The organism is Pseudomonas sp. KH_017, assembly GCF_057840285.1.
In genome coordinates this window covers 4,598,455-4,617,681 of the sequence record NZ_CM174509.1, presented here as the reverse complement: position 1 = coordinate 4,617,681, position 19,227 = coordinate 4,598,455, and the positions used below count along the sequence as shown (strand labels likewise).

Here is a 19,227-nt window from a genome sequence, read left to right as displayed (position 1 = left end):
CGGGCCTTTTCATTTTTGCTGTGAAGTCTCTTAGCCGCGGCGACGAGCCAGAGCGTCGATGCGCTCTTCCAGCGGTGGGTGGCTCATGAACATGCGAGCGAACCCTTGCTTGATGCCACCGTTGATGCCGAAGGCGTTCAGGGTGTCGGGCATGTGTACCGGCAGCCCTTGTTCCGCCCGCAGGCGTTGCAGGGCGCCAATCATCGCGGCGGTGCCGGCCAGGTTTGCACCGGCTTCGTCGGCACGGAATTCGCGCTTGCGCGAGAACCACATGACGATGGCGCTGGCCAGGATGCCCAGAACCAGTTCGGCGAAGATGGTTGCCACGTAGTAGGCAATGCCCTGGCCTTCTTCGTTCTTGAAGATCACCTTGTCGACGAAATTGCCGATGATCCGTGCGAAGAACATCACGAAGGTGTTCACCACGCCCTGGATCAGCGCCAGGGTAACCATGTCGCCATTGGCTACGTGGCCGATTTCGTGGGCCAGGACGGCTTTCACTTCATCCGGCGAGAAGCGTTCGAGCAAGCCCTGGCTGACCGCGACCAATGCGTCGTTCTTGTTCCAGCCGGTGGCGAAGGCGTTCGCCTCGTAGGCCGGGAAGATACCGACTTCGGGCATCTTGATCCCGGCTTCGCGGGACAGTTGCTCGACGGTTTGCAGCAGCCATTGCTCGTGACGGGTGCGTGGCTGGGTGATGATCTGGGTGCTGGTGCTCATCTTCGCCATCCACTTGGAGATGAACAGCGAGAACAGCGAACCTGCGAAACCAAAGACCGCACAGAAGATCAGCAGCTGATTGAGGTTGAGGTCAACCCCATTGGCCGCCATGAACCCGTTGAAGCCGAAAAGGCTCAGGGTGATGCTGGCAATCAGCACGACCGCCAGGTTAGTGGCCAAGAACAGCAGGATGCGCATCATGGTTGTAGAAATCTCCTCAAGCTAAAGATGTAGCGTACTGCGGGGTATATAAGGTGCTGCACCGGGGTATTCAACCGGGTGACTATTTCAAACTGTGTCCTACGGCAACAGTCTAGCTGCTTGCAGGGCATTTCCGACAAGTATGCGGGAAGTGTTTGTCAGTCAATTCGTGTCGAAGGCCCCGCCTTTGTTAGGCGCGAGCAGGCAAGGCGCTGTCCGGCAGCGACAAAGCGACTGCCAGCGGCGTAATGCAAACAAATGTTGCCGGATGAATCACCGTGCGACCTGCGGGAAGGTCGCACGGTGACAGATCGCTTACTGGCGGTAGGACTTGAGGAAGCCGCCGATGCGTCCGATGGCCATTTCCAGGTCATCGACACGGGGCAGGGTCACGACGCGGAAGTGGTCTGGCCATGGCCAGTTGAATGCGGTGCCTTGAACCACCAGCAGCTTCTCGGAGAGCAGCAGGTCGAGGACGAACTTTTCGTCATTATGGATCGGGCAGACCTTGGGGTCGATCCGCGGGAACGCATACAGCGCGCCCATTGGCTTGACGCAGCTCACGCCCGGAATGTCGTTGAGCAACTCCCAGGTGCGGTTGCGTTGCTCCAGCAGGCGGCCCTGCGGCAGCACCAGGTCATTGATGCTCTGATAGCCACCCAGGGCGGTCTGGATCGCGTGCTGGCTCGGCACGTTGGCGCACAGGCGCATGTTCGCCAGCATGTCGATGCCTTCGATGTAGCTCTGGGCGTGGTGTTTCGGGCCGGAAATGGCGATCCAGCCGGAACGGAAACCGGCCACGCGATAGGATTTGGACAGACCGTTGAAGGTCAGGCACAGCAGGTCCGGCGCCAGGGAGGCGGTGCAGATATGCACGGCATCGTCGTAGAGGATCTTGTCGTAGATCTCGTCGGAGAACACCACCAGGTTGTGCTGGCGGGCCAGTTCCAGCATGCCCAGCAGCACTTCCTTCGAATACACCGCGCCAGTCGGGTTGTTCGGGTTGATGATCACCAGGGCCTTGGTGTTCGGGGTGATCTTGGCCTTGATGTCGGCCAGGTCTGGCCACCAGTTGGCTTGCTCGTCGCACAGGTAATGCACCGGATTGCCGCCGGACAGGCTCACGGCTGCGGTCCACAACGGATAGTCCGGCGCCGGCACCAGCACTTCGTCGCCATTGTTGAGCAGGGCCTGCATCGACATCACGATCAGTTCGGAAACGCCGTTGCCCAGGTAGATGTCTTCAATGCCGACGCCTTCTACCTGCTTTTGCTGGTAATACTGCATGACGGCCTTGCGCGCACTGAACAGACCCTTGGAGTCGCTATAACCCTGGGCGGTCGGCAGGTTGCGGATCACGTCCTGGAGGATTTCATCCGGTGCTTCGAAACCAAAGGGCGCCGGGTTGCCGATGTTCAGCTTGAGGATGCGATGGCCTTCCTCTTCCAGGCGCTTGGCGTGCTTGAGCACCGGGCCGCGAATGTCGTAGCAGACGTTGGCGAGCTTGTTCGATTTGCTGACCTGCATGGCGATGTGTTCCCGAAAATGAACGATCCAGACGGCGTTTGGGCAACCGTGCTGGGAATCCTGCGTATTCACACAGGCCTGACGCCTTGAGATGCAGCACCCATATTTCCGTTTGAATGCGCGTGGTCTGGCTGCCAGACTGGCGTTTGACGAGGCGCAATCATACGTGCCGCCCGATCCGTGGAAAAGGTACAGATCGGGCTTTTTCAGCCGCTGAGGTGTGATCATGGAAAAGTTGGAAAAAACCCTGGAAGAATGGAAGGCGATGCTCGATCCAGAGCAGTACAACGTGTGCCGCCTCAAAGGCACCGAACGTCCGTTTTCCGGCAAATACAACGCCACCAAGACCGACGGTGTCTACCACTGCATCTGCTGTAGCGAGCCGCTGTTCGACTCCAGGACCAAGTTCGATTCCGGCTGCGGCTGGCCGAGTTTCTATGCGCCGATCGGCGACAGCGCCATGACCGAAATCCGTGATGTCAGCCACGGCATGATCCGCACCGAAGTGGTTTGCGCCAAATGCGACGCGCACCTGGGGCATGTATTCCCTGATGGTCCGCCGCCGACGGGCCTGCGTTACTGCATCAATTCGGTGTGCCTGGACCTGGTACCGCGCGAGTAAGTCCCCGAAGCGATCCGATGATCGCTTTCCCGATATTTAAATTGCACGCAATTCAATTGCTCGCTATTTTGTTGTCTCTGCCATTCACTTGGAGCCTCAAACATGAGCGACAACCTGCTGAGCATCCCTTGCACCACGATCAAGGGTGAGCAAAAGACCCTGGCGGATTTCGCCGGCAAAGCCGTGCTGGTGGTCAATACGGCCAGCAAATGCGGTTTCACTCCGCAGTACAAAGGCCTGGAAGAGCTGTGGCAGACCTACAAGGACCAGGGCCTGGTGGTGCTCGGTTTTCCCTGCAACCAGTTCGGCAAGCAAGAGCCGGGCAACGAAGGGGCGATTTCCGAATTCTGCGAGCTGAACTTCGGTGTCAGCTTCCCGCTGTTCAAAAAGATCGACGTCAATGGTGCCGACGCCCATCCGCTGTTCGTGCAATTGAAAAAGCGCGCACCGGGGGTGCTGGGTTCCCAGGGCATCAAGTGGAACTTCACCAAGTTCCTGATCGGCAAGGACGGGCAACTGGTCAAGCGCTTCGCCCCGGCGACCAAGCCGCAGGACCTGACCCGCGAGATCGAAGCCCTGCTCAAATGAACACTTTGTCAATCGATTCCCTGAAGCTCGACAGTCAGCTGTGTTTCAAGCTGTACGCGGCTTCCCGGGCGGTGATTCGCGCCTACAAGCCAATGCTCGATCAGTTGGGCCTGACTTACCCTCAGTACCTGGCGATGCTGGTGTTGTGGGAGTGGCAGGAAGCGGCCCCGGAGCAACCAACCGTCAAGGCACTGGGCGAGCGTTTGGCCCTGGATTCCGGCACGCTGACACCCTTGCTCAAGCGCCTGGAACAACTGCAACTGGTGCAGCGTCAGCGTTCGGCGCGCGATGAGCGTGAAGTGCATCTGAGCCTGTCGCCAGCCGGCACGGCCTTGCGCGATCAGGTCGGGCCACTCAAGGCGCGCCTGTTGTGCGACAGCGGGGTCGATCTGAATCGTCTCAACGACTTGCGCGATGGCCTCGATCATCTGTTGGGACAGATCAAGGCACTGTCATAGCGGGGATCCACAAGTCCAGCAGGGCGGCCAGTTCTTCGCGCCGGAAGGGTTTGGCCAGGTAGTCGCTCATGCCCGCGGCACGACAGCGTTCGCGCTCCTCCGACATGGCGTTGGCCGTCAGGGCGACGATGGGCAGTTGGGGCCAGCGTCCGCTGCGGCGGATTTGCCGGCTGGCTTCATAGCCGTCCATCACCGGCATGTTGCAGTCCATCAGCACCAGGTCGAAATCCCGTTGCTCGAGTTGATCCAGGGCCTCTCCACCATGAGCCGCGGTGGTGACCTCGCAACCGAGTTTGCCGAGCATGCCCTTGGCCACCAACTGGTTGACCGGATTATCTTCCACCAACAGCACGCGCCCGCGGCGTTGCGGGCATTGCGTGTCGAGCCGGGCCTCGTTGATCGGGTGGGTTTGCGGTTGCAGGATCCGCCGCAACGTCTGAAGCAGCGAATTGCGGGCCAAGGGGCGGGCCTGTTGTTGCAGGGGGGCGAGGGCGTTGGCCTCTTCGCTGGGCATGAAATTGCCATAAGCGGTGATCAGCAGGATCGGCGCGCTGAGGGTGGGGCGCAAACTGAACAGGCATTCGGGGCAGTCGGTGATGAGCACGTCGGCTGCCAGGCCAAGCAGTGGGTCATCCATGGAACGCCGTTCATAGTCCAGCCCCCAGCCAGGCAACAGACTGTTGAGCAGTTCGCCCAGCCCGCTGCTGGCGGCCGTGATGGCAATGACTTTGCCCTTGAGCGAAACAGCCGTTGCACGGGTATGGCTGGGCAATGGCAAATCCACGCAGAACTGGCTGCCAAAACCCGGCTCTGAGCTGATCGTCAGGCGCCCTTGCATGGCTTCGCAAAGGTTGTAGGTCAGGGCCAGGCCCAGGCCGGTGCCGCCAAACTGGCGGGTAATACCGACACCGGCCTGGGTGAAGGGCTGCAAGATTTTGACCTGGGCATCCTGAGGGATGCCGATGCCGGTGTCACACACTTCGATTCTGACGCCGTCGCCGAACGTCGACAGGCGCACGTCGACCCGTCCGAAACGGGTGAACTTGAGGGCGTTGGACAGCAGATTACTGACGATCTGCCGCACCCGGGTCGGATCGCCGAGCACCAGTGCCGGGAAATGCGGATCGATCAGGCAGGTCAGTTCGACGCTGGGGGCGGCGTTCTGCGACAACAGGTTGGCGGTGTCTTCGATCAGCGAGCCGAGGTCGAAGGGGATGTGTTCGAGTTCGAGCTGACCGGCATCGAACTTCGACAAGTCGAGAATATCGTTGAGCAGTTCCACCAATACTTTGCCCGAGTCATGGGCGATCGACAGTTGTTGCTGTTGTTCGGCATTCAGCGGCCCGTCGAGGGACAGCGCGATCATCCCGAGCAAACCATTGAGGGGCGTGCGGATTTCATGGCTCATGTTGGCGAGGAACACCGAACGGGCTTCGGCCATGTCCAGTGCTGTGCTGCGAGCGGCTTCCAGTTCCTCGTTGGATTGGCTCAGCCGGGCGTTGATCGCCTTGAGTTCGGCAGTGCGGGCCGAGACGATGTTTTCCAGTTGGCCGAGGTACTCGGTCAGGCGGTTTTCCGCGTTGCGCCGCTGCTGGATTTCGGTGGTGGTGTTCTTGAATTGCTGGTTGGCAACCTTGACCAGCACGCCGATCTCATCGTTGGCGTGCCCGGCGGGACACTCCAGTGAGGTCGGCTCGGTGCTGCTCGGGTCGCGACCGCTGAGTTCACGGATGACCCGCACCAGGGGTTTGGTCAGCATCACATAGAACAGTGCCAGCAGGATGCCGGACAGCAGCAGGCTGCGGGCGAACCCATTGAGCAGGGTCACTTCGGCCCGGCGCAGGAATCGGTCGCCGAAGGCGTAAGTGTCTACGTTAAGCCGCAGCGTACCCAGGGATTCGTTGGGTAAATGATCCAGGTAAAGTCGGTCTTCGAACTGTCGATTGGCGCCGAACAGGAAGTCACTGAGCATCCGGTAACCGTTTTCCACACCGGGTCGCTTGACGTTGGCCAGCACAATGCCGTTGTTGTCGGTCAGTTTCGCGCCAATGATCGCTGGCGAGCGTAGCAGGCCCAGGGTCAGTTCCTTGGCGAGTTCGGCGTCGATGTTGTAGGCGATTCGCGAGGCCGGGTTGTGGCTGATTTCCAGTAATGAAAGGATTTCACGATTGATGGAGGCGTCTTCACTGGCATAATCGATGCCTATTTGCAGCAGGCTGAGCAGCGTGCCCAGAATGAAACCAACCAGCACGGTAAGCCGGGCTTGCTTGAATGACAGCCGGTTGGTGAATTTGATATCCATGGGGGGGTGAACCACTTCTGTTTCCTTTCGCTGCTCAAGCATAGTTGATCATGCCTGCCTACTGATGTTCTCGCGAGGCCTGTACTGCGGGGGCAGCCGCTTGTGTGACGCTGTGTTTCGTCGCTGTATCACCATCATTACTGTGAACGTGCCCGAGGAGAAGTCGTGGATTCCCGATTGAATGCTTTTCTTGAACGCGCCGATGCCGTTCTGGCCCGTATCGAGCCGTTGCTGCCGGCACCACGGCCAGCCATCGACTGGACGCAATGCCTGGCCGCGCGCTGGCAGCGTGAGTCGCGCGGCGGTTATCTGATGCCGCTGGAAGTCAGCCTCGACATGCGTTTGTCGGACCTGATCGGCGTCGACCGGCAAGTCGAGCAGCTTGGGCGCAATACCCGGCAGTTCCTCGACGGCATGCCGGCCAACCACGCCTTGCTCTGGGGCTCGCGTGGCACCGGCAAGTCATCGCTGGTGCGCGCCTTGCTGGCCGAGCACGCTCAATCCGGTTTGCGCCTGATCGAGATTGAGCGTGATCACCTGGCAGACCTGCCGCGAGTGGTCGAACAGATCGGCAAACTGCCCCAGCGTTTCGTGCTGTTTTGCGACGACCTCTCGTTCGAGTCGGGCGAGGGTGATTACCGAGTGCTAAAAAGCGTCCTTGATGGCTCGCTGGAACAGGCGCCGGACAACGTTTTGCTGTACGCCACGTCCAACCGTCGCCACCTCGTGCCGGAAAAGGAAAGTGACAACGAAAACTGGAAACGGGTCGATGGCGAACTGCATCCGAGCGAGGCGGTGGAAGACAAGATCGCGCTGTCGGACCGCTTCGGCCTGTGGCTGTCATTCTATCCGTTTACCCAGGAACATTTCCTCGACGTCGTCGAGCACTGGATCGGCCAGTTGGCCGGCAAGGCCGGACTGGCGTGGCAGCGCACCGAGGAACTGGACATCCTGGCGGTACGCTGGGCCACCGGCCGAGGCAATCGCAATGGGCGTTGCGCCTATCAATTTGCTCGTTATTGGGTCGGGCTGAAACTGTTGGAGCACAAGGCATGATCGATTTACAAAAGAGCGGCCAGGGCCTCGAAGGCTACGGCATGCTGCACGCGCAGCTGGAATCATTGCTGGCGGACGAGCGGGATTTCATCGCCAATGCCGCACAGTTCTCGGCGTTTCTGTTCAATCAACTCGATGACTTGAATTGGGCCGGTTTCTACCTTAACCGTCATGAAGAACTGGTGCTGGGCCCGTTTCAGGGACAGATCGCTTGCGTGCGAATTCCGTTCGGGCGCGGCGTATGCGGGACGGCGGCAGCCACCTTGCAGACCCAGCTAGTCGAAGATGTGCACGCGTTCCCTGGTCACATTGCCTGTGACAGCGCCTCGAACAGCGAACTGGTGGTGCCACTGGTCAAGGACGGCCGATTGATCGGTGTGCTCGACCTCGACAGTCCGAAGCTCGCCCGTTTCACTGCGCAGGACCAGGCCGGAATCGAACAGTTGGCGGCGATTTTCCTGCGCCTGACCGACTGCTGATCAAGATGCCAGGCCGGCGTTGGCCAGCAAGCCCGATGTGGTGCATCGCGCTTGCGGGTTTCTCCATGACGGTCAACACACTGCCAAGGGTCCGAGCATAGTTAAGGCTCTTTCACTTTACCTTCGTCGTAATGTTCGATCTGACGTAGTAACGCGTCCTCCAGCTCAAGCATGGCGCGTTCCATGGATTTGCAGCATCCAGCCACTTTTTCGCGATCGGAATCCTCATGGCAGGCTGCTTCGAGCGCCTCGCAGCAGTCGATCAAGCGGGAGGCCTGCACTATCCGGGCTGCGCCCTTGATTTTGTGGGCAATGTCCTGCAACGCCTGCGTATCCCCGGAGCTGGATAGTGGCAGCAGTGTTTGCAGATCCTGGCGGTTGCTACTCACCAACTCGTTGAGCAATCGCCTGTTCAACATCGGGTTGCCTCCGGTCATCAGTTTCAACCCGCGCAGGCTGAACGCCGGGGCAGCATGGGTTGGTTCAATGCCTTCCACCCATTGACTCAAGGCACCGAGGCTGAGGGGTTTGAACAGGCAGTCGTCCATTCCGGCCTGTTTGCAGCGTTGTATTTCTTCCGGTTGGGCGTTGGCGGTAAAGCCGAAAACGGTGCAGGGAGGACGATGGTTTTGTCGTTCATGCTGGCGAATGGCACGGGCCAGCTCGTAACCGTTCATGACCGGCATGTTGCAATCGGCAATCACCAGATCAAACGGTTGGTCTTTCCATGCCGCCAATCCCTCCTGCCCATCGGCCGCGACGGTAAATTGATGTCCAAGAAACTCCAGTTGCTGGCACGTGAGCAAACGATTGGCCGAGTGATCGTCGACTACCAGAACATTCAATGGGGTTGTGGCGACGACGATTTGCGTCTCGGCCACCTGGGCTGACTGTTGCAGCGGCAACGTTTCCAGCTGCAGCAACACCTCCACCTGAGTGCCGACGCCCGGCTCGCTGCGCAATTGCAGACTACCGCCCATCATCTCGCAGAGGTTGCGGCTGATCACCAGTCCCAGCCCTGCGCCCCCCCTGGCCGATTGTATGGCGTTGTCGGCCTGAGCGAAGGGTTCGAACAGGCGTTGTTGATCCTGTTCGCTGATCCCGATACCACTGTCGTGAACCTGCACCCGCATTTGCACGCGCTCAGGTTGCGTTGCCGGGTGCAGGTCGACAATGACCCGGACCTGGCCTTGCTCGGTAAACTTGATGGCATTGCTGACCAGATTGGACAGCACTTGCTTGAAGCGCAATGGGTCCAGCAACACATCGAAAGTCGGGTTGGCCGATGAAAACTCCAGCACCAGCTCGAGTTCTTTCTGCCGGGCCAGGCCTTCGAAAATCCGCACGACCGAGGCCACAAGCTCACCGGGGTTAACGCGCTCCGGGCTCAGGCTCAAGCGTCCTGATTCGATTCTGGCAATGTCGAGAATGTCGCCGATCAGTTCGAGCAAGCCTTTCGCCGAGTTGTACGCGACATCGATGGCCGGACGCTCCGGGTGCTGATGATCAAGACGCTTGAGTGCCAGTTCAAGCATGCCAATGATTGCATTCATCGGTGTGCGGATCTCATGGCTCATCGTGGCCAGAAACGTGCTTTTGGCCCGGTTGGCGTTATCGGCGCGCTCTTTCGCGCAACGCAGATCATCGAGCAGTTGCCGCCGCTCGCTGATGTCGATCCAGCCACCGATAATGCCTTGCACTTTTGCGCTGGAATCCCGATAGGGAAGAATCCAGTGATAGATCGTCAGCCGCCGGCCACCAATGTGCAGCTCGCGATCGACGATCAACGGTCTGCCCTCGGCCACCACGCGCTGGTAGTCAGCCTGGTACTCCCGGGCTTCGAACACATTGCTCATCGATCCCTGCATGACGCTTTTGCCAATGACATCTTCACGCCTGGCGCAGAACGCTTGCAGGTAACTGTCGTTGCAACTTTGCAGCAGCCCCTGGCGATCACGTACGTAGATCGGATGGGGCGTGCCATTGACCAGCGAGCGCATGAACTCGAACTGATCGTTAAGCGCACGCTCGGCGGCCTTGCGCTGCTTGATCTGGCGTCGCATGTAGTCGTTCCACGCAATCGAAATCAGCAATAGCACGCCGGCACCGATGACGATTTGGTAGAACAGTCTTTGATAGTTGCGCCAGGTACTTTGCGAGGACGCCGAATAGCCGCGCCAGCGACTGTTGATGATGCCCAGCTCTTCCGGCGAGATGCTCAATAACGCTTTGTCGAGAATCGCATTCAGCTCTTTGGCGCCCCGAGCGGTGGCAAGGGAAAACGCCGCCTGCTCGGTGCCGATGGTGGTGCTGATTTGCAATGTGTGCTCGAACAGCCGCGAGGAAATGAAGTAGTTGGCAATGACCAGTGAGTTCACCGCGCCCTCGGCCTGGCCTTCGGCGAGTGACTCTACGGCGCTGAATGTGTCCGGGGTTTCGATCAACTTGATCCGGGGGAACTCTTTGCGCAGGTAATCCATGAGTGGATTGCCGCGGGCAATGGCCAGACGCTTGTCCTGTAACTGCGCGAGGTTGGTCGGGCTGTCGGCGGCTTTGCGGGTCAGCAGGACGTAGGAATTTTCCAGAAAGGGGCGAGTAAAGTTCAGCTGGGTTTGACGTTGGGCGCTGGGAAGCAACGCGGCGATCACATCGGCCTTGTTGTCCTTGATCTGTTTGATCATTTCGTCATCGCTTCGACTGCGCCGGATGTCAAAGCGCAAGCCGGTGCGCAGCCTGATCAGCTCAAGCAAATCCGCGGTGACCCCGCGGAAATTGCCATTGCTATCGAAAAACGTCAGTGGCGCAAAGGCTTCGTTGACGACGACGCGCACAATCGGGTGGTGTGTCAGCCAGCGTTCTTCCCGGTCAGTGAGTTGCAGCTTTTGATCGGTCAGCAGAGTGTCGCTACCGGCGCTCCAGCGTTTGGCGATGTTTTCTCGTTCACTGGAGGGGATGGCCGTGATCATCGCGTTGATGATGCCGAGCAGCTCGGGGTTGTTCCTGTTAACGGCGAAGCTGAAACCATAGGCTTCATGTTTGCCGAAGTTGGCCATGCGGATGTTGTTCAAGTACCCCTTGTTGATCATGTAGTGAGTTGAAATGGTGTCACCGAGAAACACGTCCGCCTGATCGAAAGCCACGGCATTGATCGCATTCTGGTAGGACGGATAGGACGTGATGATCGCCTTCGGGTACAACGCCCTGACTTCCGCCAGCGGCAAGTAGTGATACACCATGCTCAGGCGCAATCCGGCCAGGCCATTGGTGAGGGATCGGGTTTCCCCTTCGCGGGTCACCAATACGGGTTGGTCGACGGCATAGGGTATGGACAGTGCAATGTCGGTATTGTCAGCTTCGAATCCATTGGCGCTGCCAAGCAGATCGACTTCGCCGTTCTTCAACGCAGCGATCGCGGCCCCTCGGGAATCGAAACGCTGAACCGTGACGGGCAAACCGGTTACTTTTCCCAGAAGACCAGCGTAGTCGGCGGTAAATCCTTCATAGTCCTGACCACTGGTGGTCAGGTCGAAAGGGGGATAGTCCGGGGCCGACGTACCGAGCCTTAGTTGGTTTTTATGTTTTAGCCATTGTCGCTGGGATTCATCCAGCCGAACCTCCAGTGACCCGGCCTTCGAGCGGCTGAGCAGCGTGTAGTGTTCATTGCCCGGTGCCCCGAACAACGAGGTGCTCACGCATAGACCTGCGGTCACTTGAATCAGATAGACCTTCAAACGGCTGGGCATCGAGGTTCTCACACTAGCGCGTTACGTTTTGCCATCTCGATCAGTTCAACCAGGGATTTGGCTTTGAGTTTCTGCATGAGGCGCTTTTTGTAGGTGCTCACGGTCTTGTTGCTCAGAAACATGCCCTTGGCGATTTCCTTGTTTGTGCGACCTTGGGCAAAAAGTTGCAAGACCATCAGTTCCCGGTCGTTTACCGATTTGAACAGTTCCAGTTCGATACAGCGTGTTTCATCTCCGCGGACGGGGTTCAAGGCCTCGCTCGGGAAATAGTTGTAACCTGCAAATACCGCTTTTATGGCGCTGACCAGTTCACTGATGTCCTCTTGTTTGCAGACATAGCCCGATGCACCGGATTGCATGCAACGAATACCGAAAAGTGTCGGGCATTGTGCTGTCAGTACCAGCGTTTTAAGGGGGGTACTCATTGCGTTGAATCGGGATAGCACTTCCAGGCCATCCAGTTTTGGAATGCTGATGTCGAGAATGACCAGGTCCGGCATGCATTCGCGAACCATTTGCATGGCGTCGACCCCATTGTCAGTTTCGCCGACGACTTTGTAACCTTCATGTTCCAGTAACATTCGAACGGCAAGGCGGATAACCGGGTGATCGTCGACAATAAAAACGGAGTTCATAATCAAGTCCCATGCGAGCTCAAATAAAGCGCGCACCATAGCTCAGATACTTGAACGGACGCATGAACTGACCGAGCTGTAGCGGCAATATAGGAGAAATCCTACAGATAAAAAAGAATGGGACTACGTGTTAACTAGGTTTCTTATTAGGAAAGCTGAAAAAACCTAATGCTTTGGTGCACTTTAAAAGGAAGTTTCTTGTAGGTTTTTTTTGCTGTGTATTTGTCGGATTTCATATGTGTTTTTTCGATAGTGATGCCGAGGTCAATAAGCCTCTAAATTCAAATTGTTTCAATGGTTTTATCAAGTAACCCAATAATGGAAGCCCGTGTTCAATGGCCGTTTTTTCAAGTTCATCCAGTTCAGACGTCGTCAGGCTACTCAGAATGATTGCCTGTCTGATCAGCCCTCGCTGGCTGGCGAACCGGACCAGATCGAGTCCCGTCAGATCGGGCAGGCATTGATCGCATAAAAGGATGTCGAACGGTTGATCGGCCTCGAGCATTTGCTGCATGGCGCCTTTGGCGCTGTCGGTGGTCGTGAGTCGGGTGAAGCCATAACTTTCCAGCAGGTATTGAGTGGCTATTAGTTGGAAGGGATGGTCTTCCACCACGAGGATGCGTAGATCGTCTTCGGCCATGGGGCGTACTTCATCTGTCGAACAGAAGGGAGGGCGATTGTTTCGCGAGAGTGCCGGGCATGCGATCAGTTTGCTCGCCATGTGCTGTAGGGCGATTCGACGAAACTTGAGTGCTGTTGGATGTTGAAGGGGGGATCAGCCATAACGAATGCCGTAATGGCTGATCAATCGATACACCTCAGTGGCTGGCGCGGCCGGTCATTTCCAAGGCCATGTCGCTGGCATAGCTGTCGGTCATGCCGGCGATGAAATCAATCATGCGCAAAAACGAAGTGTGCAACGGGCCGTGAGGATCGGGTGCATTGTTACCCAGCAGGTCAAGGATGCGGCGGCTCTTGAATGACGGGGTCCGACCGTTGTGCTGCTCCAGTGCTGCACCGCAAAAGGCATTGAGCAGGATTTCCAGCGTGGTGTAGGCGCCGATCTCGTGCAGGGTCTTGCGCTTGTCCTGGAAGATTTTCTTGCGGGCCATGTCCTTGGCATTCAGCACGCAACGCTTGGCGGGACCGTGCATGTGTTCCACCAGATCGCCGGGCAGTGTACCGGCCAATAGCGCCTCCTGTTGCTCGACGAAGGCGCGGGCCGCGGCATTGGTCAAGTGCTCGATGGCTTTGCCGCGCAGGATCGCCAGTTTGCGTCGGCGCGAATCGCCGGGACCGAGCTGGCGGTAGGTCTCCGGCAAGTCATCGCCCACCAGTCCCAGCAGCAGGGACTCGACTTCGGCGTATTCCAGCAACTCCATTTCCAGGCCGTCTTCCAGGTCGATCAGCGCATAGCAGATGTCGTCGGCGGCCTCCATCAGGTACACCAGCGGATGCCGCGCCCAGCGCTGGTCCTCCAGTTGTGGCAGGCCGAGTTTATGGGCGATCTGTTCCAGCAGCGGCAGCTCGCTCTGATAACACCCGAACTTGTGTTTCTTGTATCCCAGCGAGTCGGCGTGCCTGGCCGTCCATGGATACTTCAAGTACGTGCCCAGCGTTGCATACGTCAGTCGGGTGCCGCCGTCGAACTGGTGATACTCCAGTTGAGTGAGTACCCGAAAGCCTTGGGCATTGCCTTCGAAATTCAGGAAGTCATTGCGCTCGGCTTCACTCATTGCATCCAGCCAGCCACGGCCGGAGGCTTGCTGGAACCAGTGACGGATCGCGTCTTCACCGGAATGGCCGAAAGGCGGGTTGCCGATGTCGTGTGCCAGGCAAGCCGATTGCACCACCATCCCCAGGTCGCTGGGTTCGCACCAGTCGGGCAGGGTGCTGCGGATGGTTTCGCCGACCCGCATGCCCAGTGAGCGACCCACGCAACTGACTTCCAGTGAGTGGGTCAGGCGCGTATGAATGTGATCATTGCTGGACACCGGATGGACCTGGGTCTTGCGCCCGAGGCGGCGGAAAGCCCCCGAGAAAATGATGCGGTCGTGGTCTTTGTGAAAAGGGCTGCGGCCGAGTTCTTCAGGGCTGTGCAGAGGTTTTCCGAGGCGTTCGCGGGTAAGCAAGGTGTGCCAATCCAAGGCGGGTCTCTCCGTCAGGTGACTGATGGCCTAGCTTCCCGTTTCGTGCCATGGCCTGCAAGCGGAACTACAACCCGGCGGAGTCGATATCGAGGCCTCCTTGCAAGATCTTTTTCTGGAGGGTGCCTGTCGACCGGGTAGGCGCACTGGATTGCGCCCCTCGATAGAGGGGCGCATCCCGTCGACATTGCAAGAATGCAGCCTGAAAGAAACTGATCAGTCTTTGCGCGAAGAGCCCTGCATGATCAGTTTGATCAGCGGCCCCAATGTGGTGCCAAGGCGGATCAGCCGGGTCAGGCTGCTGAGGCCATCCCCGTTTTTTGCACCCTTGCCGGTCAGAAAACCCAGCAAGGTGACGGCGGCCACGCCCCAGAGTGGAGCGTGCTTGATGCCGAAACCGTCCTGCAGGTTTTGCGTCATCCCGCGTACCCGTTGCAAGGGTTGCAGCAGTTGCGCGGATTCGTGGCGGATTTCCTGACGGTGCATTTCCATGCGCAAACGGATCAAGGCCTTGCGCATTTCCGCGCGCGAGCTGTTTTGTGGCAGTTCAGGCAGGCTCATGGCAGCAGGCGCTCCCGATCGTTGGCCAGCTCTTCCAGAGTGCCATGGAAGGGCGAGGACTCATCGAAAATCGCCGCTCTCAAGCGCATTCCACAGAATATGGCGGCGAGGGAGTAGAACACACAGAGCCCGATGATGGCGGTCAGGCGATACGTGTCCCAGAACACGATAAGCACCAGCGTCGACAACCCTACCAGCAGCAGCAATGCAAACACCAAGGCCAGGCCGGCAAATAGCAACAGGCTGACGGTGCGGGCTTTTTGTTCCTGCAACTCGATGCCGAACAGTTCGACATGGCTGTGTAGCAACCCAACGAAGGCAGCACCCAGGCGCCGCGATGAGGAGCTGGTTCCCGTTTCAGACGGGCCGGATTCGCCGATCGACATATCAGCGCCGGCTGGCCAGCAGGCCGATCAGGAAGCCCACGCCGGCCGCGATCCCGACGGATTGCCAAGGGTTGGCCTGGACATAGTCTTCCGTGGCGGTGACAGCAGCCTTGCCGTGTTCGCGCAGGGAGTCTTCGGTCAGTTTCAGGGTTTCACGGGCACGCAAGAGACTTTCGTGGATCTGCTCGCGCAGCTCGTCGGCCTGATCGCCGGCCAGGGTCGCGGTGTGCTCCAGCAACCGTTCGGTGTCACTGACCAGTGTCTGAAAGTCGTTCATCAGGATTTCTTGAGCAGTCTTTGGCTGGGGGCGGGCCATGGTGGATCTCCTTAAGTGGCGTTCTGATGCGTTCGAGTATGAGCCTTCGGCGAAGGTTCAGTACAAATGACTGGTACAACTTTTGCTGGGTCGTGGTGCGCCGGTCCGCACCATTGCGCTATAGCCGGGCATGATTTCAGTAAAACCGCAGGACCAACAATCAAAAACTCGCGTAAACGTCCGGGGCGCGTTTTTCCCGGGCGGCGTCCGTGCGCCAAAGTGGTTCAACGGGATCAGTGCGCTGATGCCTTGAAGCTGCAACTTGGTGCATGGGCAGTCGTCGCGAACTGCTTTGGTGCTTTTTTCTGCCATAAGGTCTGCCCATTCCATGGAAAATCTGCAAAACGCTGTGGACACCCTGGTCCATAGCTCCAACACGCTGTTCATTCTGATCGGCGCCGTCATGGTTCTGGCCATGCACGCCGGTTTTGCCTTTCTCGAAGTCGGAACCGTGCGACAGAAAAACCAGGTCAATGCGTTGTCGAAAATCCTCAGCGACTTCGCTGTTTCGACACTGGCCTACTTCTTTATAGGCTATTGGGTTTCTTATGGCGTGACGTTCATGCAGCCAGCGGCTGTGCTCAATGCCGACCATGGTTATGGACTGGTGAAGTTTTTCTTCCTGCTGACCTTTGCCGCGGCGATCCCGGCGATCATTTCGGGAGGGATCGCCGAGCGCGCCCGGTTTGTTCCCCAGCTGTGTGCAACCGCGTTGATCGTCGCGTTCATCTATCCGTTCTTCGAAGGCATTGTCTGGAACGGCAACCTGGGTTTGCAAGCCTGGTTGCTGGAGCGCTTTGGCGCCGGTTTCCATGATTTCGCAGGCTCGGTAGTGGTGCATGCCATGGGCGGTTGGCTGGCACTGGCGGCGGTGCTGCTGCTCGGGCCGCGTAATGGCCGCTATCGCGACGGTCGGCTGGTCGCGTTCGCGCCATCGAGTATCCCGTTTCTGGCGTTGGGCTCGTGGATCCTGATTGTTGGCTGGTTCGGCTTCAACGTCATGAGCGCACAAACCCTGCAAGGTGTCAGCGGACTGGTGGCGGTGAACTCGTTGATGGCCATGGTTGGCGGTACGGTGGCGGCGCTGATTGTCGGGCGCAACGACCCGGGCTTTCTGCACAACGGCCCGTTGGCGGGGCTCGTGGCAATCTGTGCCGGTTCCGACCTGATGCATCCTGTGGGGGCGCTGGTCACCGGTGCCGTCGCGGGGGCGCTGTTTGTCTGGTGCTTTACCGCGGCCCAAGGCAAATGGCGCATCGACGATGTGTTGGGTGTGTGGCCGTTGCATGGCTTGTGTGGCGTGTGGGGCGGCATCGCCTGCGGCATTTTCGGCCAGACCGCATTGGGTGGGTTGGGCGGGGTCAGCCTGATCAGCCAGTTGATCGGCACTGCGCTGGGGGTCACTGTGGCTCTGGCCGGCGGGTTTGCGGTGTATGGCGTGATCAAGGCGTTGCATGGACTGCGCCTGAGCCAGGAAGAGGAGTATTACGGCGCGGACCTGTCGATCCACAAGATCGGCGCCGTGAGCCAGGACTGACTCGGGTCTTTTTATCGTCGGTGGCATCAGGGCAGGGGCCGCAATGGCTCGACGGTTTTTCGGGGCAGGCCTAGAATGGTCACTTCATTTTCTGGTTGAGCGCTCATGCTTCCCGAATGTCAGCTGTTCGGCACCCTTGGATGCCATCTCTGTGAAGTAGCCGAAGCCATGTTGATGGAGTTCGTCGAGCGCGGTCTGCTGGTGGAGCTGGTGGACATCGCCGACGATGAATCATGGTTCGCAGCCTACAGTCTGCGAATTCCGGTGTTGCGGCGAGTCGATACCGGTGCTGAACTTGGCTGGCCGTTCAGTGCCGATCAGGTGGTGGCGTTCCTGCGTTAAACGGTTTTTGCGTTCAGGGCATCTCCCGCCTGTCGAACTTTGCGATCGATCCCCTTGGCTTATTCGGCGTTGATCGGATACTGTATGCGCATACAGTTATTCGCGGTGCCTGCCTTGCCGTTCCTTATTTTCGGGAGTGAGCAGGCAAACCCGGGCGTGAGAGGGATGAATCGTGGTCAATGTCGAACAGTTGAAGAACAGCGTGAACCGGATGTCCGCAGACGTCGTGCGCGAGGCTGTCCTTGAGTTGCGTCTGGATGGTCTGGTGACCGAGGGGAAAACGCCCTTCAACAAAACGCATTTCAATACCTGTTTCGCAGAAATCGAAGCCTTGTTTCAACGCGCGGGTTATCACCGGCAACTCGATGTCGTGGGTTATCAGGGATTGTTGTACGCCCTGTACGACCCTGCTCGCTGGGAGGCGGTCGATGTACTGCGCTGGCTCAAGGAGTACACCGAAGCGGCGGCGCGCACACAGATCCCGGCTTGAGGAATCTTAGGGGGCGTTTTCAATTAGTTTTCACGCCGCGCCGGGCCTGCTGTTGTGCAGGGCAAGGCGACGGGAAAACTAATTGAGAACGCCCCCTAGGTTCATTCCCCTTGCTGTTGGATAATGCCGCTCTGCACTGAGGTTAGAGCTTTCGTATGTCCACTTCTTCTTTTTCCGCGGCACACAGTCAGGCCAGTACGCTCTACTTGCCACCTGGCCCGTGGCAGACCGTTGTTGATTGCCTGTGTGAGCATTTCAGCGCCATCGGTCGTGAACAATGGCTGGACAGAATTGCCCGTGGCCGGGTCCTCGATGGGCAGGGCATGCCGATTGCCCTCGACCTGGCCTACCGGGAAGGTTTGCGGATTCATTATTTTCGTGAAGTGCCGGATGAAAAGCCGATCCCGGTGACCGAGTCGATCCTGTACGCGGACGAGCATCTGGTGGTGGCCGACAAACCACACTTTCTGCCCGTGACGCCGGCTGGCGAATACGTCGAACAGACGCTGCTCAGGCGCTTGATCCGACGCCTGGATAATCCGCACCTGGTGCCATTGCATCGCATCGACCGACATACTGCGGGGCTGGTGCTGTTTTCCGCCAATCCGCAGACTCGTTCGGCTTATCAGTCGTTGTTTCCAACCCGGCAGATCGAAAAGCGCTACGAAGCCATCGCAAAGGCGTTGCCCGGCCTGGCTTTCCCGTTGGTGCATAAAAGCCGACTGGTCGATGGCGAACCGTTCTTTCGCATGCAGGAGGGGCCGGGAGCCAGTAACACGGAGACTGCGGTCGAAGTCAGGGAAAAACAGGGGGATCTCTGGCGTTATGGTCTTTACCCGGTGACGGGCAAGAAACATCAGCTGCGGGTACATATGGCGGCGTTGGGAGCCGCTATCTGCAACGACCCGTTTTACCCCGAGGTGCTCAAGGATGCGCAGGACGACTACGCCAATCCTTTGAAACTGCTGGCTCAGGGGCTGAAATTTATCGATCCGGTCACGGGCCAGGCGCGTGAGTTCGAGAGTGAAATCACCCTGCAATGGTGATCAAGGAGCGACCCTGAAGAGCTGTTCTCCAGGCATGAAAAAGCCCGCATCAAGCGGGCTTTTCTGTATCC

The 19,227-nt window shown here is 58.4% G+C and carries 19 protein-coding genes; 9 read left to right on the top strand and 10 right to left on the bottom strand.

Annotated elements, in window-relative coordinates:
• Positions 1-30: 30 nt before the first annotated feature.
• Positions 31-921 carry a protease HtpX gene (gene htpX / locus AC3IT6_RS20905; RefSeq protein WP_007973520.1) on the bottom strand — a complete coding sequence of 297 codons (891 nt, stop codon included), beginning with the start codon at positions 919-921 and terminating at the stop codon, positions 31-33.
• Between the two features lie 315 nt (positions 922-1,236).
• Positions 1,237-2,448, bottom strand: coding sequence for a pyridoxal phosphate-dependent aminotransferase (locus AC3IT6_RS20900; RefSeq protein ID WP_007973513.1), 1,212 nt, complete (start codon positions 2,446-2,448; stop codon positions 1,237-1,239).
• A gap of 226 nt (positions 2,449-2,674) precedes the next feature.
• On the opposite strand from AC3IT6_RS20900, the gene msrB reads away from it, so the two are divergent.
• From msrB to AC3IT6_RS20885, 3 genes are all read left to right on the top strand, one after another.
• Entirely contained in the window at positions 2,675-3,070 is a 396-nt protein-coding gene (gene msrB, locus AC3IT6_RS20895; RefSeq protein WP_218479702.1) for a peptide-methionine (R)-S-oxide reductase MsrB, read from the top strand.
• Positions 3,071-3,172: 102 nt separating this feature from the next.
• On the top strand, positions 3,173-3,658 hold the full coding sequence (locus AC3IT6_RS20890; RefSeq protein WP_056727098.1) for a glutathione peroxidase: 486 nt from the start codon (positions 3,173-3,175) through the stop codon (positions 3,656-3,658).
• A complete protein-coding gene (locus AC3IT6_RS20885; RefSeq protein ID WP_150759480.1) occupies positions 3,655-4,116 on the top strand; it encodes a MarR family winged helix-turn-helix transcriptional regulator in 462 nt (153 codons plus the stop codon). Before AC3IT6_RS20890 ends, AC3IT6_RS20885 begins: the two co-directional genes overlap by 4 nt.
• On the opposite strand, the gene AC3IT6_RS20880 is transcribed toward AC3IT6_RS20885, so the two are convergent.
• A complete protein-coding gene (locus tag AC3IT6_RS20880; protein WP_489352465.1) occupies positions 4,100-6,460 on the bottom strand; it encodes a hybrid sensor histidine kinase/response regulator in 2,361 nt (786 codons plus the stop codon). The two genes, AC3IT6_RS20885 and AC3IT6_RS20880, sit on opposite strands and share 17 nt — an antisense overlap.
• A gap of 123 nt (positions 6,461-6,583) precedes the next feature.
• Here AC3IT6_RS20880 and AC3IT6_RS20875 point away from each other — a divergent pair, with 123 nt between their 5' ends.
• A complete protein-coding gene (locus AC3IT6_RS20875; RefSeq protein WP_489352463.1) occupies positions 6,584-7,474 on the top strand; it encodes an ATP-binding protein in 891 nt (296 codons plus the stop codon).
• Complete coding sequence (locus tag AC3IT6_RS20870; protein ID WP_115948251.1) at positions 7,471-7,953, top strand: GAF domain-containing protein; 483 nt, start codon at positions 7,471-7,473, stop codon at positions 7,951-7,953. The genes AC3IT6_RS20875 and AC3IT6_RS20870 overlap by 4 nt, the downstream gene beginning before the upstream one ends.
• Before the next feature lie 101 nt (positions 7,954-8,054).
• Here AC3IT6_RS20870 and AC3IT6_RS20865 read toward each other — a convergent pair whose 3' ends face one another.
• From AC3IT6_RS20865 to AC3IT6_RS20835, 7 genes are all read right to left on the bottom strand, one after another.
• On the bottom strand, positions 8,055-11,696 hold the full coding sequence (locus AC3IT6_RS20865) for a transporter substrate-binding domain-containing protein (RefSeq protein WP_489352460.1): 3,642 nt from the start codon (positions 11,694-11,696) through the stop codon (positions 8,055-8,057).
• 8 nt (positions 11,697-11,704) lie between these two features.
• Positions 11,705-12,331, bottom strand: a complete 627-nt coding sequence (locus AC3IT6_RS20860; RefSeq protein ID WP_008002663.1) for a response regulator transcription factor — start codon at positions 12,329-12,331, stop codon at positions 11,705-11,707.
• 232 nt (positions 12,332-12,563) lie between these two features.
• Positions 12,564-12,971 (bottom strand): response regulator, encoded by a 408-nt coding sequence (locus AC3IT6_RS20855; RefSeq protein WP_458370168.1) that lies wholly within the window; start codon positions 12,969-12,971, stop codon positions 12,564-12,566.
• Between the two features lie 178 nt (positions 12,972-13,149).
• A complete protein-coding gene (locus tag AC3IT6_RS20850) occupies positions 13,150-14,478 on the bottom strand; it encodes a deoxyguanosinetriphosphate triphosphohydrolase (RefSeq protein WP_150755999.1) in 1,329 nt (442 codons plus the stop codon).
• 216 nt (positions 14,479-14,694) lie between these two features.
• The gene (locus AC3IT6_RS20845; RefSeq protein ID WP_489352458.1) at positions 14,695-15,039 is read right to left on the bottom strand and encodes a hypothetical protein; all 345 of its coding nucleotides are present in this window, start codon (positions 15,037-15,039) and stop codon (positions 14,695-14,697) included.
• A complete protein-coding gene (locus AC3IT6_RS20840; RefSeq protein ID WP_150755997.1) occupies positions 15,036-15,425 on the bottom strand; it encodes a phage holin family protein in 390 nt (129 codons plus the stop codon). The genes AC3IT6_RS20845 and AC3IT6_RS20840 overlap by 4 nt, the downstream gene beginning before the upstream one ends.
• A gap of 1 nt (position 15,426) precedes the next feature.
• Complete coding sequence (locus AC3IT6_RS20835) at positions 15,427-15,741, bottom strand: ElaB/YgaM/YqjD family protein (protein WP_489352455.1); 315 nt, start codon at positions 15,739-15,741, stop codon at positions 15,427-15,429.
• A 328-nt stretch (positions 15,742-16,069) separates the two neighbouring features.
• Here AC3IT6_RS20835 and AC3IT6_RS20830 point away from each other — a divergent pair, with 328 nt between their 5' ends.
• The 4 genes from AC3IT6_RS20830 (at position 16,070) to AC3IT6_RS20815 (ending at position 19,156) form a co-directional block, all read left to right on the top strand.
• Entirely contained in the window at positions 16,070-17,278 is a 1,209-nt protein-coding gene (locus AC3IT6_RS20830; RefSeq protein WP_489352453.1) for an ammonium transporter, read from the top strand.
• 105 nt (positions 17,279-17,383) lie between these two features.
• The gene (locus AC3IT6_RS20825) at positions 17,384-17,620 is read left to right on the top strand and encodes a glutaredoxin family protein (protein ID WP_095946325.1); all 237 of its coding nucleotides are present in this window, start codon (positions 17,384-17,386) and stop codon (positions 17,618-17,620) included.
• 172 nt (positions 17,621-17,792) lie between these two features.
• Complete coding sequence (locus tag AC3IT6_RS20820) at positions 17,793-18,110, top strand: hypothetical protein (RefSeq protein ID WP_008020364.1); 318 nt, start codon at positions 17,793-17,795, stop codon at positions 18,108-18,110.
• 155 nt (positions 18,111-18,265) lie between these two features.
• On the top strand, positions 18,266-19,156 hold the full coding sequence (locus AC3IT6_RS20815) for a pseudouridine synthase (protein WP_489352450.1): 891 nt from the start codon (positions 18,266-18,268) through the stop codon (positions 19,154-19,156).
• The last annotated feature ends 71 nt before the right edge of the window (positions 19,157-19,227 follow it).

What these genes read in the sequence shown, in the direction of transcription:
- AC3IT6_RS20825 (WP_095946325.1), top strand. Translation starts at nt 17,384, where the DNA reads ATGCTTCCCGAATGTCAGCTGTTCGGCACCCTTGGATGCCATCTCTGT.
- AC3IT6_RS20835 (WP_489352455.1), bottom strand. Translation starts at nt 15,741, where the DNA reads ATGGCCCGCCCCCAGCCAAAGACTGCTCAAGAAATCCTGATGAACGAC.
- AC3IT6_RS20815 (WP_489352450.1), top strand. Translation starts at nt 18,266, where the DNA reads ATGTCCACTTCTTCTTTTTCCGCGGCACACAGTCAGGCCAGTACGCTC.
- AC3IT6_RS20880 (WP_489352465.1), bottom strand. Translation starts at nt 6,460, where the DNA reads ATGCTTGAGCAGCGAAAGGAAACAGAAGTGGTTCACCCCCCCATGGAT.
- AC3IT6_RS20870 (WP_115948251.1), top strand. Translation starts at nt 7,471, where the DNA reads ATGATCGATTTACAAAAGAGCGGCCAGGGCCTCGAAGGCTACGGCATG.
- AC3IT6_RS20900 (WP_007973513.1), bottom strand. Translation starts at nt 2,448, where the DNA reads ATGCAGGTCAGCAAATCGAACAAGCTCGCCAACGTCTGCTACGACATT.
- AC3IT6_RS20840 (WP_150755997.1), bottom strand. Translation starts at nt 15,425, where the DNA reads ATGTCGATCGGCGAATCCGGCCCGTCTGAAACGGGAACCAGCTCCTCA.
- AC3IT6_RS20890 (WP_056727098.1), top strand. Translation starts at nt 3,173, where the DNA reads ATGAGCGACAACCTGCTGAGCATCCCTTGCACCACGATCAAGGGTGAG.
- htpX (WP_007973520.1), bottom strand. Translation starts at nt 921, where the DNA reads ATGATGCGCATCCTGCTGTTCTTGGCCACTAACCTGGCGGTCGTGCTG.
- AC3IT6_RS20830 (WP_489352453.1), top strand. Translation starts at nt 16,070, where the DNA reads ATGGAAAATCTGCAAAACGCTGTGGACACCCTGGTCCATAGCTCCAAC.
- AC3IT6_RS20855 (WP_458370168.1), bottom strand. Translation starts at nt 12,971, where the DNA reads ATGGCCGAAGACGATCTACGCATCCTCGTGGTGGAAGACCATCCCTTC.
- AC3IT6_RS20845 (WP_489352458.1), bottom strand. Translation starts at nt 15,039, where the DNA reads ATGAGCCTGCCTGAACTGCCACAAAACAGCTCGCGCGCGGAAATGCGC.
- msrB (WP_218479702.1), top strand. Translation starts at nt 2,675, where the DNA reads ATGGAAAAGTTGGAAAAAACCCTGGAAGAATGGAAGGCGATGCTCGAT.
- AC3IT6_RS20865 (WP_489352460.1), bottom strand. Translation starts at nt 11,696, where the DNA reads ATGCCCAGCCGTTTGAAGGTCTATCTGATTCAAGTGACCGCAGGTCTA.
- AC3IT6_RS20860 (WP_008002663.1), bottom strand. Translation starts at nt 12,331, where the DNA reads ATGAACTCCGTTTTTATTGTCGACGATCACCCGGTTATCCGCCTTGCC.
- AC3IT6_RS20885 (WP_150759480.1), top strand. Translation starts at nt 3,655, where the DNA reads ATGAACACTTTGTCAATCGATTCCCTGAAGCTCGACAGTCAGCTGTGT.